The organism is Clostridium sp. 10cd*, from assembly GCF_044336395.1.
Lineage (GTDB): Bacteria > Bacillota_I > Bacilli_A > Erysipelotrichales > Erysipelotrichaceae > Clostridium_AQ > Clostridium_AQ innocuum.
In genome coordinates this window covers 686,255-703,753 of the sequence record NZ_CP172347.1, presented here as the reverse complement: position 1 = coordinate 703,753, position 17,499 = coordinate 686,255, and the positions used below count along the sequence as shown (strand labels likewise).

Here is a 17,499-nt window from a genome sequence, read left to right as displayed (position 1 = left end):
TATGTGTGGAATCATAGGCTATGCGGGATTATGCAATATCTCAAATAGTGTTTTAATTGAGGGTCTGGAGGCTCTGGAGTATCGAGGCTATGACTCTGCCGGAGTCGCCGTTGTACATGACGGCGAGGTTCAGGTCGTTAAGGCAAAGGGCAAGGTCAGCTTTCTAAAGGAAAAAATGGAGGCTGTAGGCTTAGCCGGCGGTCAGGTGGGAATCGCACACACGCGCTGGGCAACACATGGTGAACCGAGCGAAATCAATTCCCATCCGCATCAAAGCGGCAATACCACGCTGGTTCACAACGGTATTATCGAAAACTATAATGAGCTGAAAAAAGAACTGGAAAATGCAGGCTATACATTCAAGAGTGACACTGACAGTGAAATCGCCTGCGCGTATATCGACTACTGTTATTTTTTGAAAAAGGACAAGCAGCAGGCTCTTGCATGTGCTTATCATCATTTCCGCGGCTCCTTTGCATTTGCCATTATATTTGCGGATGAGGCGGATGTCATCTATGCCATGCGAAAGAATTCTCCGCTTGTACTTGGTGTTGCAAGTGACAAGGCATTCCTTGCAAGTGATATTTCCGCATTTCTGAAGTATACGAATAAATACCTGCTTCTGGAGCATGAAGAAATTGCCCGCTGCAGCAGTGAAGGCATTATTATCAAGACACTGGACGGTGATTTTGTGAAACGCGATATCCTTGTGACCGATTTGGATATAAAGGATATTCAAAAGGATGGCTTTGAGCATTTCATGCTGAAGGAAATTCATGAGGAGCCGGAGGTCGTTAAGAAAACGATTGATTCTTTAATGCAGGTGGATATGAAGGACCTGTTGAATACCATGCCGAATCTGGCAAAGTACAACGATATTCACATAGTTGCCTGCGGAAGTGCCATGTATGCGGGGATGATTGCAAAATCTCTGATTGAAACCAGAGCACGGATTCATGTGGACTGTGTGTGCGCCAGTGAGTATCGCTATGCAAATCCGATATTCACGGATAAGACTCTTGTTATTCTGGTATCCCAATCCGGAGAAACCGCCGATACGATTGCGGCATTGCAGCTTGCGAAAGAGCACGGTGTGGATACTCTGGCAATTGTCAATGTTGTCGGCTCTACAATCGCCAGAGAGGCGAGCTTTGTTATCTATACAAAGGCAGGTCCGGAAATCTGTGTAGCGACTACAAAGGCATATTGTACACAGGTTGCCGTATTATCTCTGATTGCCTGTAATCTGGCCTATGTTCATGGAAATATTGATGCAGAGGAAGCGGCACGCATTACGAAGGAACTAAAGGATTTGCCGCAGCATATGCAACAGCTGATCGATTCCGACCAGTACAAGGCATTTGCTAAAAAAATATATGAGCACAACGATGTCTTCTTTATCGGTCGCGGTCTGGATTATTCACTATCCATGGAGGGCAGTCTGAAGCTGAAGGAAATTTCCTATATCCATTCCGAGGCCTACGCTGCCGGAGAATTGAAGCATGGAACCATTTCCCTTATTGAAAAGGGAACACCGGTGATTGCACTTGCGACCGATGAGGATTTATATGAGAAAACAATCAGCAATATCAAGGAGGTTAAGGCACGCGGTGCTTATGTTGTGCTGTTAATCAGCGATGACCTTGATATCGCTTCGGATTATTATGATGATGTGCTGGTGATACCAAAGGTGGATAAGCTGATTCAGGGAATCCTGACGGTAATCCCTTTACAGCTGATGGCATATGAAATCGCCAGGCTGCGCGGGTGTGAAATCGATCAGCCGCGTAATCTGGCAAAGTCTGTCACTGTAGAATAAGGTATTTAACGTAAGATGTGCGCTTACATTCAATTTCCTGATACTACACACACGTTTGCACATCTGCGGTTAAATATAGAAAGGCTATCCAAATTTTTTAGGGGTTTTCGCCAGAAATTTGGGGGTCAACTTTGGGGGAGAGAAAAAATAAAGGCTAAAAATTAAGACCCCTAAAGTTAAAATCAAGAGAATCAGTGAAAAAACATTCTGATTCTCTTTTTTTGGTTATGCTTCTGTACAAATTCTTAATCTCTTTATTCTTTTACTTTATATTTACCACGTTTCTTTCCAACATAGCTATGTACTTCATTAGATGATTTGGGCGTATTTCTCAATGCAGGTCTATTTCTGGTAGACCATAAGATTCGATTTCTAGTATAATTAAAATTAGAGGAACCTCGTGAGTTTCTCTTATAATCTTTCGGCTTTCGGTTGAATGATTCCATAGGTCCATTGGATAAACGTGCATAGTAACGCTCATTATCCTTTGCACTACGTCTTGATACCTCAGTTATAGTAAATGAGCGGGCAATCTCATGCTTATATTTATCAAGGTATTGTGAGAAAAGACAAGGAATGTAACCTCTGAGAGCCTTAAATTCTTCAATCATTTTTAATAATTCTTGCATTACTTCATCTTCAGAACTAAAGTGAGTATTATTGAATCTAATATATTTTTCTTTCACATCTCTGATTATATTGAACTTAGGATCTAGTGAGAGAAATAGTTTTTCAATAGTATATGTATCTGCGTACATTCTAAGAGAGCTGTGGTAATACCTTTTGTCAGAGTAATTGATATTGTCTTGATTCTTCAAAAGCACCCAGCGATATTTTCTAAGCAAGATAACTTCTTGTGATTCCTGAATCGTTTTATTGTCTCTATTGGTGTCATGATTTTGTTTTTCAAGCCTTTTAAGATCTCTATCTTTATATGCTTTCATTACTGAATTGATATAAGTATTAATCAATCCTAATAAATATTTAACAACATGAAAACTATCTAAAATCGACACAGCATTTGGAAAGAAATGCTTGGGTAATTCAAGATAAGGCTTATATGCATCAGAAATAATATAACGAACATGTTTTCTTTCTTCGTATGGAATGGAGAAGAAGTAGTTTTCAATGGTATGATGCCATCGGTTATGCAAGATGTCAACAATCTCTCCAGAAGTAAAGTCCATAAGAATCAAGGCATATTTCTCTTTTTCAGAAATATCAATATGTACTTCATCAACGGAAAGAAACTCAGGAAGAGTTAAACGTGGCAAATCCACGTAAGCAGTGAAAAGATCGTGAACTTGAGTATCAGATAAATTGAATTGTCTGGCAATAGATGCGGTAGAACGATCAAGGTCTTTCATAGCCTCTAAAACTAGTAGAGGAGTAATATCAGAGGATTGTTTATAACGCTGAAAGAATGGGAAATCTTCATTAACATATGTGGAACAGTTAGTGCATTTCCACTTTCTTTGGCTCACGATAAAGATGATGCAAGTTCCGTCTTGTAAGACAGGGTGTTTGATTTTGCGCTTATAAATACCTTTTGAGTGCATTCTGCAAGAACAATTAGGGCAATAAGACGGGATAGATGGTCGAGAGATATATACATACTTGGTATCAGCGATGATTTCAACATCGTTGATGATAATAGAACCATCATCGGGAATGTTTAATAATTTAAATAGATAAGAATGATCCATGATTACCTCCTTCACAGAAGCATAACCAATAGAACATTATAGAAAAAGAAACAGATGAATGCCACCTGTTTCTTTTGGGATTTATCCCCCTAAAGTGTCCCTCAAAGTTCAGACCCCTAAATTGACCCCTAAAGTTTAGCCCCCCAAATATTTTGGATACCCTATAGAAAAGAGGGCATGGAAAATGCCCTTTTTATGTGCAAATCTGGATGAAGCTTTTTTTCATTATCCCCAAAGGATTGATATGCAGATAATTGCCGGTATAGGAAACATATCAGTCTTAGAAGTCCTTCGTTCTCCTTTCAGCGAAAAGGGATCATAACGCTGATTTCCGCCACGATCCCTTTTTTAGAAACAAAAAACGCAAATTTCATAATCTGCTTCCGGAAACACGCCAATTATGTGTCCGCCATTTTCCTTATAGAAGCTCTTCAATTTCTCGTTACCGTTCCAGCAATCCAGATAAACAGGCTGTTCATAGCCTTTCAGCCAGGTACAGATTGCCTTTCCTATGCCTGCTCCCTGATAATCGGGATGCACAGCAATACGGGTTGCATACGCTGTATCCTTTTCATACGGCTTTATGCAAAAGGAAGCAACCACGGTATGGTCTGACAAAAGCACATAGGTAAACGGAAGCTCCTTTATAACATCACCTTCCGACATATAGGTCCATTGGCGAATCCCCTTTGCAAGTAAGAAATCCGTACAGACATGCTGCAGGGCTGTTAAGGGCGCTGCATGCTGTGGTGATGCTTTATGAAACAACAGCTTCATTTAGCCAAGGCCAGTGATCATGCTTGCCGCTTTGACGAACACATCCAGAATAGCCTCTCTGGCATGAATCAGCGGGCCATCCAAAACACCTGACATTAACAGGAATATCATGATGAAGGATAGATACATTTCATATTGCATCAGCTTGAAATAGGTTTCCTCCTTTAAGATTCCCATTAGAATCTTGGAGCCATCCAGTGGTGGAATCGGAATCAGATTGAAAATTCCAAGACCAATATTGATGGATGCCGTTGTGCCGATTACCTGAAACAGATAATAAGTGAATTCATTTTTATACAGCAATCCAAAGCGTATGAACAGCATATACAATATGACCATCAGAAAGCCGACGATGAAATTCATCAGCGGTCCCGCCATTGCGGTCCAGATCATACCGTCTTTCTTATTGCGATAAAAATATGGGTCCACCTGTACCGGCTTTGCCCATCCAAAGCCAAAGAAAATCAGGGACAGAGTTCCAAACGGATCCAGATGCTTTAGGGGATTTAGGGTAAGTCTGCCACGTTGCTTTTGAGAGATATCACCCAGCTTATAGGAAACAAATGCATGTGCGAATTCATGCACGGAAAGTGCAATCGCAACCGCAGGCAGTATATAGATCAGATTAGCAAAAAAACCACGAATATCCATAAACATTCCTCCAATAGAATAGTGTTAGTATATCATATTTTGAAGGAATTACAAGTTTCATAAATGTCACCCCTGCAGGAACAGCAGGTAACCCTTATCCGTGGCGCAAACCGTCTTGCCAGGTATTTTTAACTGAACAGGGATTCCTGTATAGAATCCCTGTTTCTGATTACATCTGATCGATATTCCTCTTGCAGCCAAGATACGCCATCACATAATAACAGCCGTAAACAGCGAGGAAGAACAGCATACTTCCCCCCAGATAAATAAACATATTCGCACTGGCATAGGTCATCTCGAAAAGCTCATCAAGCATACGGATAATCGGAAGCAGATACACGATAGGAAGTACCAGCGGAATGATGAAATAAACCGCAATCTGCTTAGCCAGTAATGCATGAAGCTGTCTTTGATTCACCCCCATTTTATGCAGCATTGCGTAGGAATACCGCTGCCGGTGAGCATCGGAAAGCTGCTGCACGGCGAGTATGGTTGCACTGATGCAGATGAAGATAAAAGACAGATAGAACAGGGAGAAGCAGATACTGACAAAGCCCACTGCATTTTCCTCAAACCATTTTGCCTTCACACGATAGGAGGCATAGCTGTAAAAGCTGTCCCCTACCTGCTCTTTGTTATCGTCAAAAAACTGATTGACCGTATCCTGATACCAGGACACCTCCGTCTCAGGATCCGTATTCGCCACCCATTCTCGAAAATACGGCTTGGCATGCTTGACATGCTCATCCGCAACGATAAGATAATAGCCACTGTTCCGTGTCTGTCCATATTCCGTATCATCTACACCACGTAGCTGCAGACGCTTCCCCTGCAGATGCAGAGTATGCTGTGCGCCATATTCCTGCAGGCTATCCTTAATATCTGTTGCGCATACGATCAAATATTCATCAGCCTTCAGCGTTACAGACGGTTTTCCCTTTAAGGAACGAAGCTTATTAAAATCGCTTTGCTTCATATAAACCGAATGCTTTTCATCCTCGGTATAATAGCTTTTCCCCTTTACTACAGAATAGAAATCATCACGCTCTTCCTTCTGATAGTAATGAATATCCGCTGACTGATACGAAATCTTATGTTCCTGCAAATAGCTTTCAATTGATTTCATATTGAGCTTTTCACTGCTGCTTGCCATGATATCAAATGGTACAAAGCGTGCATTACTCAGCTCCTTCACCTCATTGAATTTCAATGCAATACAGAGAAACAGCAGCGTCAGCAGTGTCAGCAGTGACAGAGTCGCAAGCACCGTTCGGTTGGAACGCAAGCGACCCGCTATCTGCCCGTACAGATACATGCAGTTTCCCTTATATTTGATTTTTCTGTGACGATTCAGAAAAATCCCAAGCACTGCCGATATGCCATAAAAGAACAGATAGACGGATACGATAATCGCAAATACCCCCAGCATGAGCAGCATGGAATCTGAGCTTTGGCCGTTTACCATACTTCTCAGATACTGCTGTGTCACATATAATCCTGCTACTGCCAGAAGGACAGCTGCAAGGAAGTAGAATCCGGATAAACGAGAACCCTTTGCTGTTTTTTCATTCCTGCTCGCATTATACAGCATGGTATGAATGCTCTGCTTTTTCAAAGCAATCCCTTCCCTGATCATCTCCAGCAGATAAATACTCAGGAAGCAGAGAAATGCAGCACCGCATGCGCTCCAGGAGAAGGAAAGCTGAAATGCATATGCAAAACCAAAGATATTCAACAGTATTGCGTGCAATATCTCATAGACAAAAATACCGAGAACACAGCCGATAAAAAAACCGACAGCCCCAAGAGCCAGCTGTTCAAACAGGAACATACGGCTAACCTGTGTTCGCTTCATCCCCAAAAGCAGATACATACCAAATTCACGGCTTCGTTTCTGTAGAATAAAATTCGATATATAATAAATCAGCCAGGCGATAATCAGGGTTACCAGAATACTGACCATAATCATGATGCTTTTGACATTGTCATAGGTTGTAACCAGATCCTGCATTTCACCGGAAAAGGCAATCGCGAAAAACGCATACAGCAGTGTCATCGTAATCGTCACTGTAAAAACATAAATACTGTATTCCTTCAGACTTCGTTTCAGATTGCGAAGTGCAAGTTTAACGTACAGCATGCACATCACCACCCAGCAGCTGCATCACATCCAGTATTTTCTGAAAGAATGCTTTTCTTGTCAGGGAGCCGCGATAGATTTCATTGAAGATAGTTCCATCCTTCAAAAACAAAACACGCTTTGCATAAGATGCTGAAAACGCATCATGTGTAACCATCAGAATTGTTGCCTGAAGCTCTGTATTCATTCTCTGAAACTGTTCCATAAGCAGATAGGAGGAATGTGAATCCAGTGCACCCGTCGGCTCATCCGCCAGAATCAGACTCGGATCATGAATCATCGCTCTTGCACAGGCACACCGCTGACGCTGACCACCGCTTACCTGATACGGATATTTTTCCAGTATATCCTGAATCTGAAGAATTTCTGCCAATGCATTTACCTGTGGATCAATCTGCTCCGCCCTTTTCTTCAAAAGAGTCAATGGCAATGCGATATTTTCCTGCAGGGTCAGAGTATCCAGAAGATTAAAATCCTGAAAAATAAATCCCAGCTCCTTTTTACGGAATTCAGCCAGCTCATTTTCCCGCAGCTCACAAATACTGTTTCCGTTGATTTCTATATTTCCTGCGCTTACAGCATCGATGGTTGAAATGACATTCAGCAGGGTGGTTTTTCCACTGCCGCTTGCTCCCATAACCGCTGTAAACTCCTGCTTTTCAACTGCAAAGGATATATCATTCAATGCCTGTGTGATATTCCCCTGATTTCCATAAAATTTTTCCACGTGGGAAACTATAACAACACTCATATACTTCACGTCCTCTCTACCTGAAGTATACAAAATATGCCCAGGTAAGTGTAGGAGGTTTCCTTACAGGAATATGACAGTTCTGTAACTTTATACATGGGAGAACTCCAGACTCATCACGGTTCCCTCCTGATCTGAATCCGCATGCAGATCGATCTGCAGTGATGTACAGAGCTTTTTGCATAAATACAGACCTATGCCTGTGGAATGCGAATGAATCAGTCTTCCGTTATCCCCGGTAAAGCCCTTATCGAATATTCTTGGCAGGTCATGTTCCGGAATTCCAATGCCATTATCTTTTACCGTCAGCACAACATGGCGCGCATCCTTTTGTATTGCCAGACTTAAAACCGCACCCTTTTTACGCCTATATTTCACTGCGTTTTCAATCAGCTGATTCAATAGAAAAATCAGCCATTTTTCATCTGTATAGACAAGAGCATCCTGCTCGGGAAAACGAATCGACATAGAAGCCTGTGTACACAGATATTTACATTGCAGCAGTGCCTCCTGAATGCAGGAGGATAGTGATACCTGCTGGATACGAAAATCCTTTTCCACAGATTCACTTCTCGCATAAAACAGCACCTGCTCCACATAATGCTCCACGCGCTCCAGCTGCTGAAACAGCTGTCGTTTTCGTTCCCCCTGCTGATTCTCGATGGACAGCTTCATTGCTGCAATCGGTGTTTTGATTTCATGTACCCACTGCTCGACATAATCCTGATATTCCCGGCGGGAGCGCTGAACAGTACCGATTTCCTCCAGCATGGATTTATTACCGAGATACAACAGCCGCCGGTAAAATGCCTCTTCATGGTTTGCCCCTTTGGGCAGCATCTCATGCATGAGATAGCGTTTTTCCATGGAATCGATAATTGCGCACAGCTCTTTTCTGCGCCTGTTTTTTCTGTGATAATCCTGAATGAAATACAATAAGAAAAACAGGAGCCACATTCCGCACAGCAAAATCGCAAGTCCTGCAGGCATGCCTAAGAAAACGAGCAGTACACACTGCAGCAGAAAAACCAGCAGCATACCGGCCATGAGAATTCCATGATCCTCCAGATATTCATGCAGCTTCATATCTGATATCCCTGCCGGTGACGTGTCACAATAAAATCCTCCACCCCCAGCTCACGCAGCTTATTGCGGATTCTGGTGACATTGACACTGAGGGCATTATCATCGATAAACAGCTTATTATCCCACAGATAGTCAATCAGATCCTCCCGCGGAATGATTTCCCCTTTATGCTGGAACATGTAATGCAGGATTTTCACCTCATTCTTTGTCAGTTCTCTTGTATTATTTTGAAATTCAACACGGCTCATTGCGACATCCAGCAGAACACCATGATGTGTCAGATTCTGATCCTTCCATTCATAGGAGCGCTTCAGTAGTGCCGCAATACGGGCAAGCAGAATACTTGTATTGTATGGCTTGGTAATAAAATCGTCACCGCCCATCTGCATACTGCACAGCTCATCCATATCGGTATTCCGGCTCGTCACAAATATAATAGGAACCTTGGAAAAGCTGCGAAGCTGAGAACAAACTGTAAAGCCGTCCATCTGCGGCAGATTGATATCCAGCAGGATAATGTGTGGATCATGCGTTTTCACAAGCTCTCTGATATCCTCCTGCATATTCCAGCAAATCGCCTCATACCCCTGTTTCTGTAGCAGCATCTGCAGTTCTCTGCAGATTGCCTCATCATCTTCAATTATTAAAATCGTATACATACGCATTTCCTCTCTTTTCTGTTTCATATAGGAACAACAGCTTTATAACACCTAAAATGAAATGGAGGCATTTCATTTTTCATCCTTGGGATGCTATAAGCCTCTAACCCATTATACAATAGCCGCAAGGAAAAAGAAAAGATGACCGCAGTCATCTTTCAATACTGTAAGAACTAAGCGTCCCCATAGGCCTTGTTCACCAAGAGGTGAATGCCGCTGTATATGATGGAAATCACCGTCCAGATACAGGTGGATACCAGTGCTCCAAATGTATCCAGATACACATCACTCATCGATGATGTGCGGCCGGTAAATTTCTGATGATATTCATCCCCGAAAGCAAAGCAGAAGCAGATACCGACAGTAAACAGAAAACGCCAGAATTTATTGACTCCCAAAATCGCCAGTGTGATATAAATACCGGCAGCCAGTGTAAAGTAAATGGAAAAGTGGGCAAGCTTTCTGATATTGGCATTCCAGTCACTGCCATAGGGAGAGTGCAGAATAACGAAGTACTTGATGCGTTCACTTAATACTATTCCCTCTTCGGTGGTTTCCAGTCTGGTATTCACCTGTTCCTTGATTTTTTCCGTTACAATCTCACTTCGTGCATTGGACATCTGTCCGTCCTCTGCCGATAACGAGTAGATTGCAAACATAACGGAACCGCAGACCCCCAGAAAAATCAATGCACAGAGAATGCGGATTCCCATGTTCTTTTTCTTCTTCATACGCTCACCACCTTGTTGCCTTATTGTAAAACAAAACAGATGCATACGCAAGACATGCAGTTAAATATAACAAAAATTTAAGATATACCGTTGATTTGATTTTTCAGTATGCCTTACCTACTTCATTCCTTCAACATGATCTGTATGATGCTTTACCAGCCTGTCTGGTTACATTGTGGAGACATCCACATTATCCCTTATAATACCCCTATCTGATACGCATTCAGATCAGATTTAAAAGCAATGCAGAAAAAAATACGTCCTTTAGGAAATCGGACGTATTTTTCATTCCATATATTTGAGCCCTTACATACTGTTTATCTGCAGCTTATTTTGTTTTCTCGATGATTTCAATGAAGCTGTCTGCCTTCAGACTTGCGCCACCAATCAGTGCACCATCGATATCCGGCTGCGCCATGTATTCAACGATGTTGTTAGGCTTAACAGATCCACCATACTGTACACGAACATTTTCAGCAGCCTCGTCACCATACATAACACGTACCTGGTCACGAACGATACGGCAGCAGTTTTCTGCGATTTCCACAGAAGCGCTCTTTCCTGTTCCGATTGCCCAGATTGGCTCGTAAGCGATTACCATGTTTCCAACACATTTTGGACACATATCCGCAAGAGAACCAGTCAGCTGATCACGGATTACTTTTTCAGAATCTCCGGCATCATACTGAGCCTCTGTTTCACCGATACACAGAATTGGTGTAATACCGGCATCGATCAGGCGTTTTGCCTTTTTGTTTACAGTTTCGTCTGTGTCATTGAACATTTCACGACGCTCAGAATGTCCGATGATACAGTGTGTAACACCAACCTCCTGCAGCATAGGTACAGAAATTTCACCAGTGAAGGCTCCACTGTCCTCCCAGTGGCAGTTTTCTGCAGCGATTACCAGGTTTTTCGCACCGGCAACAGCAGCAGACAGTGCCGTGTAAGGAGCACCAATACCGAATACGGCATTTTCACTTGCGGCAGCAGCATCTACAGCTTCCATGAATTCCTTTGTTTCCTTCATGGTTTTGTTCATTTTCCAGTTTCCAACAATAATTGGTTTTCTCATGTCTCGTTCTCCTATTTTCGTTTTTTTCTTATTTATCTGCAATTACAGCGATTCCAGGCAGGACTTTCCCTTCCATATATTCCAGAGAAGCTCCGCCACCTGTGGAAATGTGAGAGAATTTTTCTGCGAATCCCAGCTGAATTGCAGCAGCAGCACTATCTCCGCCACCGATTACAGTCGTAGCTCCTGGCAGCTCGGAAATAGCAGTACATACTTCCAGTGTACCCTTCGCAAACGGTGCCATTTCAAATACACCCATAGGCCCGTTCCATACAACGGTTTTTGCACCGGCAAGTGCTTCCTTGTACAGTTCGATAGATTTCGGACCGATATCCAGACCCATGTAGTCTGCAGGAATGCTGTCATTGTCAGCAATCACCGTGTTTGCATCCTCTGCAAATTTGTCAGCACATACGTGGTCAACAGGCAGGATCAGCTTGCCCTCTGCTTTTTCGATGTATTCCTTTGCAAGTTCCACCTTGTCTTCTTCAACAAGAGACTTACCAACATTGCAGCCCATAGCCTTCAGGAAGGTATAAGCCATACCGCCACCGATCAGGACCTTGTCAGCCTTTTTCAGCAGGTTGTCCACAACAGCAATCTTATCGGAAACCTTAGCTCCACCGATGATTGCGACAAACGGACGTTCAGGAGTATCCACAGCAGCTCCCAGCATCTTCACTTCTTTTTCTACCAGGAAGCCCAGCGCATTCGGCAGAATGGATGCGATACCTGCAGTGGAAGCATGTGCACGGTGAACACTACCGAATGCATCCTCAACAAACAGGTCACCCAGCTTTGCCCAGTAAGCAGCCAGCTCCGGATCATTTTTGCTTTCGCCTTTTTCATAACGAGTATTCTGCATAACGACGATTTCACCGTCATTCAGTGCAGCGACTGCATTTTCCAGTTCTTCACCACGTGTAACCGGAACGAAAGTCACCTTCGTATCAACCAGTTCATTTAAACGCTCAGCTACACAGCGCAGATCGTTCTTTGCTTTATCCTCTTCTGTCTTCACCTTTCCAAGGTGGGACATCAAAATAATCTTTGCGTTGTTTTCCACTAAATATTTGATGGTTGGCAGAGCCTGAATAATACGGTTGTCGTTTGTAATCTTGCCATCTTTTCTAGGAACGTTGAAATCGCAGCGTACGATGACACGTTTTCCAGCAACATCTAAATCTTTTACAGTTCTTTTGGCCATAGTAAAATTCCTCCTTATGTATCGGCTTTATTATACCACCAAGAGCCTTTTTCGTAAACGAAATTTCACTTTTTGCGAAAAAAATCACAATTCTGGATATTTTCAAGAAAATCATATGGAAGCTGCGGTTTTCTGTGTTTTTAGGACAACATTTATAGTATAATGTGAATACGAGCTACCATACAGTAAGGAGCATTTTATGGATACGATAAAGGAAACCATGCAGGATCTCATGGATATCATAAAAAGATCCAAAAACAGCGATATGGAAGAGGAGTACCGCTGTTCCGTAATGCTTTTGAATCTGGGTAACCAGCAGCAGGACAGCTATGCCCTTGCATTTGCCCACGCCTATCTTGCGGATTATTACATTCTGACCAGACAGCAGGACATTTGTCTTCAGCATCTGCACGAGGCGATTTCCTGTTCGGAAGAAAACCATTATGACGATCTGCTGCTTATGTGCTACACGATTGCCGGATTGTATTACAACTCGCATTTTGATGAAATCAGCGCCGTTCAGTATTATATGAAAGCCTATCATATTGCTCTGGAACAGAATAATCTGCATGAACAGATGGTGATTCTCAACAATCTCTGTGTTCTGTTTATGCAGAAGAACGATACGGTTGAAGCCCTGCGCTATATCCGCAATGCCTATGAGGTGTTTCTAAAGCAGCAGACACCGCCCGAAGATCATGCACAGCTGATTGTTATTCTCAACCTTGTGGAGCTGTATATCCGCAACGGCCAGCTGAATGAGGCCGTGAATATATATGCTGCCTATGGACCGCTGCTGCATGAGGGGCAGGCAAAGGGTCTTCGTCTGCATGTGGCTCTGCTGTGTGAGCTGTTTCTGGCGGACGCCTTTCACCGAAGCGATGAGATACAGAAAATTGCGGATTACTTTGCTTCCGCCAAGCTGCATCATCATCTCAACCGCAGTATGTATTTTGCTTTCTATAATGATATCTTTGACATTCTGCTGAACATAAAGGATAAAAAGCGCTGTGAACAGTTCCTGCAGTATATGGGGGAAATTTGTTTGGAGGATGACATCGAACAGCAGCTGCAGCTGCAACTGAGCTGGATCAACTTCGCAGAGGTGTTTCATATGGAGGATACGCTCATCAATTCCTATAAGCAGTATTATCTGCTGCAGAAAATGGTGGTGAATGTCACCAACAAGACCAAGGCGGAAAGTATGAAGGAAAAGATTTTGATGGAGCATATGCTGGAGGAACAGGAGCGCATAGTCCGTGAGAAAAATGTGCTGGAGGCGCGCGTGAAAATCGATGGACTTACCGGCCTGTTCAATCGCAGCTATTTCAATACCCTGTGCGATGTCATGCAGAACAATCCGGATGTTAAAGCCATCGGTATCATCCTGGTTGATGTTGACTATTTCAAGGAGTACAATGATCTGTATGGACATTACAAGGGGGACGAGCTGTTGCGCAGGGTTGCCTTGTGTCTGGATGAAAACGGTGACTCCCGTTTCTTTGCGGCACGCTACGGCGGCGATGAATTCATCTGTCTGTGCGTCAATACAGAAAAAGAAGAAATTGAAAGCTACCTGAAAAGGGTCTATGAGGATTTAAGGCTGGCTCATATCGAGCATGCCACATCCCCTGCAGCTTCTCTTGCCACCGTATCTATCGGATATTCCCTGTTTGATAATGATGAAGGCTTTGATTTGGAAACTGCCATCACGATGGCGGATACGGCACTTTATCAGGCAAAAAACAGCGGAAGAAACCGACACAGCTGCTGCTTATAGACTATGTAAGAAATGACCGCTGCCTTTATGGCGGTTTTTTACAATACAAAATACAGTACCTCCTTTATAATAGCGTATATATTCTATGAAGGAAAAGGAGTGTGGTGATATGATAGAATCACGTTGCGGTATCAAATGCGGAAGCTGTGCTTACAAAGAGCAGATGGGATGCGCCGGCTGTCTGCACATACAGAAGCCGTTCTGGGGAGAAGGCTGTCCGGTGAAGAGCTGTGTGGAAGAAAAAAAGCTGCAGCACTGCGGAGAATGCGAAACGTTTCCCTGTGAGCTTGCGAAAGCGTTTGCCTATGATGAAAAGCAGGGGGATGGGGGAGAACGCCTAAAGACCTGCCGCTGCTGGAAGGAAGGTATTCCGGGCTGATGGATGCTGAAAGCATCAAATCCGCATTACAGGCAAAAAACGGTGTTGTAATGGATTTCAAGCTGGAGTGGGATGCCTTTCGTTTTCTTCTGTTTGATAAAATGTTTGCCATGCTGGGATTCGACAAACAGCAGGAGCCGATTCTTACGCTGAAGCTACCGCCGCAGGAGGGTGCCTGGTATCGCGAGGAGTATGCGTTTATAACAGAGGGCTATTATATGAACAAGGTGCATTGGATCAGTGTACGATACGATCTGGCCTCCCGGGATTTGTTGATGGGCCTCATGGAGAAGAGCTATACAGGCTTTCTGTGTACGCTGACAAAGAAACAGCAGCAGCTTATTGCCGGGAAAGCTCAGCATACTTAGTTTTATGATATTCCTTTGCCGGGAATATCTTTTTAGCTATTGATTGTTCATGTCTTTTGCATGTATGAATGCTTTTATTTCATGCCGATATGCATAGGCGGGTTCTTTTTGTTTGGTATGTATATGGACATATTTGTGAATGCCATTCAAAGACTGGAAAAGCATGTATGTATATGAAAAAGACACAGGCAATAAAATACCAGCAGGCATGTGTTCTGTGATGATTCCTACAAAAAAGCCGTTATTCTGTAGGTAATAACGGCTTTTCTTATGTTATGTATCACTTTCCAAATTTTTTAACTTCGATAATGCAGTCTTAATATGGTTATGCTGTTCCCATGGAAAATTTTTATAAATTTCATGTAATCTGCCAAAATCAAATTCAGGAACACGTATGCTCAAATATATATTCAGCTTAGCCTTTGTTTTATACCTTCTTTTCTTAAGATATTTTTCTTTTGTATCGATGGTATCTACAAACGTATTTCCCTTCTCAATCAGCATTGCATCATACTTATAATATGGATATCAGTAACTATACTTTCCCTGTTCTGCAAATTCTATCTGATTTTGTTATGGTTGTAATCTATTTCTATTTATATCCTATTTCCCGTAAAGTTAAAAAAAGCGGCGTGGTTTTTCCTTCCATTCCGCTTTCCTTATATATATTGGAAAATTTATTTTACTTTGGCATCCAGTGTGTTGTCCTTCACAACAACATCATGTGCCCCGCCTTCTACGATACTTGTAGAAGACACGAGTGTGATTTTGGCATTTTTCTGCAGCTCCTCAATGGTCAGCGTTCCGCAGTTGCACATGGTATGCTTTACCTTGCTCAGCGTCAGATCGACATTATCCTTTAAGGCTCCTGCATATGGAACATAGGAATCCACACCTTCCACGAAGGACAGCTTTTTACTGCCTCCCATGTCATATCGCTGCCAGTTTCTGGCGCGTGCGCTTCCTTCTCCCCAGTATTCCTTCATATAGGTACCGTTGATTGTAACCTTTTTGGTTGGAGATTCTTCAAATCTGGAGAAGTATCTTCCCAGCATGACGAAGTCTGCGCCCATAGCAAGCGCCAGCGTGATGTGGTAGTCATGAACGATACCGCCATCGCTGCAGATTGGAACATAGATTCCCGTTTCCTTATAATATTCGTCACGCGCTTTCGCAACATCAATCGTAGCCGTTGCCTGTCCGCGCCCGATTCCCTTCTGTTCACGGGTAATACAGATGGAACCGCCACCGATTCCGATTTTCACAAAGTCTGCGCCTGCCTCGGCCAGGAAACGGAAGCCCTCCGCATCCACGACGTTACCGGCACCGACCTTTACACTGTCACCGTATTTCTCACGAACCCATTTCAATGTGCGTGCCTGCCATTCGCTGAATCCTTCGCTGGAATCAATGCATAAAACATCCGCACCGGCTTCGATCAAAGCAGGAATACGTTCCTCATAATCGCGGGTATTGATACCGGCACCAACGATATACCGCTTCTGATCATCCAGCAATTCATTTGGATGCTCCTTGTGGGAATCATAATCCTTGCGGAATACGAATGCCTTCAAATGCTGATTTTCATCAATGATCGGCAGCTGGTTCAGCTTGTGTTCCCAGATCATATCGTTTGCCTCACTCAGTGTGCAGCCCTCGTTGCCGTAAATGAGCTTTTCAAACGGCGTCATGAAATCCGCTACTTTGGTGGATGGATCCATACGGGAGGTACGGTAATCTCTGCTTGTGATAATACCGAGCAGCTTTCCCTCCGGTGTACCGTCTTCCGTAACCGCCATAGTCGCATGTCCGGTTTCATCCTTCAGATCCAGTACATCCTGCAGCGTAGCATCCGGACGGATATTGGAATCACTGTATACAAAGCCTGCCTTTGTCGCCTTTACACGGCGAACCATGGCAGCCTCATTCTCAATTGTCTGAGAACCGTAGATGAAGGAAATGCCTCCCTCTCTAGCCAGTGCACATGCCATCTTTTCGCCTGAAACAGACTGCATGATTGCGGAAACCATCGGTATATTCAAGGAAAGCTCCGGTTCTTCCTTTCCTTTTCTAAATTTTACCAGTGGTGTTTTTAAAGAAACGTTTGCTGGGGTACATTCTGCTGAGGAATATCCCGGAACAATAAGATACTCACTGAATGTACGTGAAGGTTCATTAAAATAATATGCCATTTTCACATCTCCTTTTCCATATTCAATTTTTTATAAACTTTCCCAATTAAAAATTGATATTTTAATACATTATAAAGACATTCACTTTTGAAGTCAATATGGTTTTGAAAAAATTTTCATGAAGCTGAAGTGAAAAGTTAAATTCCACTTTCAAAGTAGCTAAGTAGAAAAGACTCTT

Annotated in this window: 16 protein-coding genes; 4 read left to right on the top strand and 12 right to left on the bottom strand. The window is 43.0% G+C overall.

What is annotated here, in order from left to right; all coding sequences use genetic code 11:
• The first annotated feature begins 1 nt into the window (after window position 1).
• Complete coding sequence (glmS, locus tag ACG3M1_RS03595; protein WP_008818527.1) at window positions 2-1,819, top strand: glutamine--fructose-6-phosphate transaminase (isomerizing); 1,818 nt, start codon at window positions 2-4, stop codon at window positions 1,817-1,819.
• Between the two features lie 254 nt (window positions 1,820-2,073).
• Here the strand turns inward: glmS and ACG3M1_RS03590 are convergent, their stop codons facing one another.
• The 10 genes from ACG3M1_RS03590 to ACG3M1_RS03545 all read right to left on the bottom strand — a co-directional run bounded on the left by ACG3M1_RS03590 (window position 2,074) and on the right by ACG3M1_RS03545 (window position 12,602).
• A complete protein-coding gene (locus tag ACG3M1_RS03590) occupies window positions 2,074-3,525 on the bottom strand; it encodes an ISL3 family transposase (RefSeq protein ID WP_008818588.1) in 1,452 nt (483 codons plus the stop codon).
• Between the two features lie 348 nt (window positions 3,526-3,873).
• Window positions 3,874-4,302, bottom strand: a complete 429-nt coding sequence (locus ACG3M1_RS03585) for a GNAT family N-acetyltransferase (protein WP_008818525.1) — start codon at window positions 4,300-4,302, stop codon at window positions 3,874-3,876.
• On the bottom strand, window positions 4,303-4,953 hold the full coding sequence (locus ACG3M1_RS03580; RefSeq protein ID WP_002607312.1) for a site-2 protease family protein: 651 nt from the start codon (window positions 4,951-4,953) through the stop codon (window positions 4,303-4,305).
• A gap of 169 nt (window positions 4,954-5,122) precedes the next feature.
• The gene (locus ACG3M1_RS03575; RefSeq protein ID WP_008818524.1) at window positions 5,123-7,093 is read right to left on the bottom strand and encodes an ABC transporter permease; all 1,971 of its coding nucleotides are present in this window, start codon (window positions 7,091-7,093) and stop codon (window positions 5,123-5,125) included.
• Complete coding sequence (locus tag ACG3M1_RS03570) at window positions 7,080-7,844, bottom strand: ABC transporter ATP-binding protein (protein ID WP_008818523.1); 765 nt, start codon at window positions 7,842-7,844, stop codon at window positions 7,080-7,082. Before ACG3M1_RS03570 ends, ACG3M1_RS03575 begins: the two co-directional genes overlap by 14 nt.
• Before the next feature lie 90 nt (window positions 7,845-7,934).
• Window positions 7,935-8,930 carry a sensor histidine kinase gene (locus tag ACG3M1_RS03565; protein ID WP_008818521.1) on the bottom strand — a complete coding sequence of 332 codons (996 nt, stop codon included), beginning with the start codon at window positions 8,928-8,930 and terminating at the stop codon, window positions 7,935-7,937.
• Window positions 8,927-9,589 (bottom strand): response regulator transcription factor, encoded by a 663-nt coding sequence (locus ACG3M1_RS03560; RefSeq protein WP_008818520.1) that lies wholly within the window; start codon window positions 9,587-9,589, stop codon window positions 8,927-8,929. Before ACG3M1_RS03560 ends, ACG3M1_RS03565 begins: the two co-directional genes overlap by 4 nt.
• Window positions 9,590-9,762: 173 nt before the next feature.
• Complete coding sequence (locus ACG3M1_RS03555; RefSeq protein WP_008818519.1) at window positions 9,763-10,320, bottom strand: VanZ family protein; 558 nt, start codon at window positions 10,318-10,320, stop codon at window positions 9,763-9,765.
• Between the two features lie 328 nt (window positions 10,321-10,648).
• Window positions 10,649-11,395 (bottom strand): triose-phosphate isomerase, encoded by a 747-nt coding sequence (gene tpiA / locus ACG3M1_RS03550; RefSeq protein WP_002607306.1) that lies wholly within the window; start codon window positions 11,393-11,395, stop codon window positions 10,649-10,651.
• Between the two features lie 28 nt (window positions 11,396-11,423).
• The gene (locus ACG3M1_RS03545) at window positions 11,424-12,602 is read right to left on the bottom strand and encodes a phosphoglycerate kinase (RefSeq protein WP_008818518.1); all 1,179 of its coding nucleotides are present in this window, start codon (window positions 12,600-12,602) and stop codon (window positions 11,424-11,426) included.
• 199 nt (window positions 12,603-12,801) lie between these two features.
• Between ACG3M1_RS03545 and ACG3M1_RS03540 the strand changes: the two genes are divergently transcribed.
• The 3 genes from ACG3M1_RS03540 to ACG3M1_RS03530 all read left to right on the top strand — a co-directional run bounded on the left by ACG3M1_RS03540 (window position 12,802) and on the right by ACG3M1_RS03530 (window position 15,129).
• Complete coding sequence (locus ACG3M1_RS03540) at window positions 12,802-14,382, top strand: GGDEF domain-containing protein (protein ID WP_008818517.1); 1,581 nt, start codon at window positions 12,802-12,804, stop codon at window positions 14,380-14,382.
• 109 nt (window positions 14,383-14,491) lie between these two features.
• Window positions 14,492-14,761: a DUF3795 domain-containing protein gene (locus tag ACG3M1_RS03535; protein WP_008818516.1), complete on the top strand. Its 270-nt coding sequence runs from the start codon at window positions 14,492-14,494 to the stop codon at window positions 14,759-14,761.
• A complete protein-coding gene (locus ACG3M1_RS03530; RefSeq protein ID WP_008818515.1) occupies window positions 14,761-15,129 on the top strand; it encodes an MmcQ/YjbR family DNA-binding protein in 369 nt (122 codons plus the stop codon). The genes ACG3M1_RS03535 and ACG3M1_RS03530 overlap by 1 nt, the downstream gene beginning before the upstream one ends.
• Window positions 15,130-15,402: 273 nt before the next feature.
• On the opposite strand, the gene ACG3M1_RS03525 is transcribed toward ACG3M1_RS03530, so the two are convergent.
• Together ACG3M1_RS03525 and ACG3M1_RS03520 are read right to left on the bottom strand one after the other, a co-directional pair.
• Window positions 15,403-15,633: a hypothetical protein gene (locus ACG3M1_RS03525; protein WP_008818513.1), complete on the bottom strand. Its 231-nt coding sequence runs from the start codon at window positions 15,631-15,633 to the stop codon at window positions 15,403-15,405.
• 173 nt (window positions 15,634-15,806) lie between these two features.
• Window positions 15,807-17,321 carry an IMP dehydrogenase gene (locus ACG3M1_RS03520; RefSeq protein WP_008818512.1) on the bottom strand — a complete coding sequence of 505 codons (1,515 nt, stop codon included), beginning with the start codon at window positions 17,319-17,321 and terminating at the stop codon, window positions 15,807-15,809.
• Window positions 17,322-17,499: the final 178 nt, after the last annotated feature.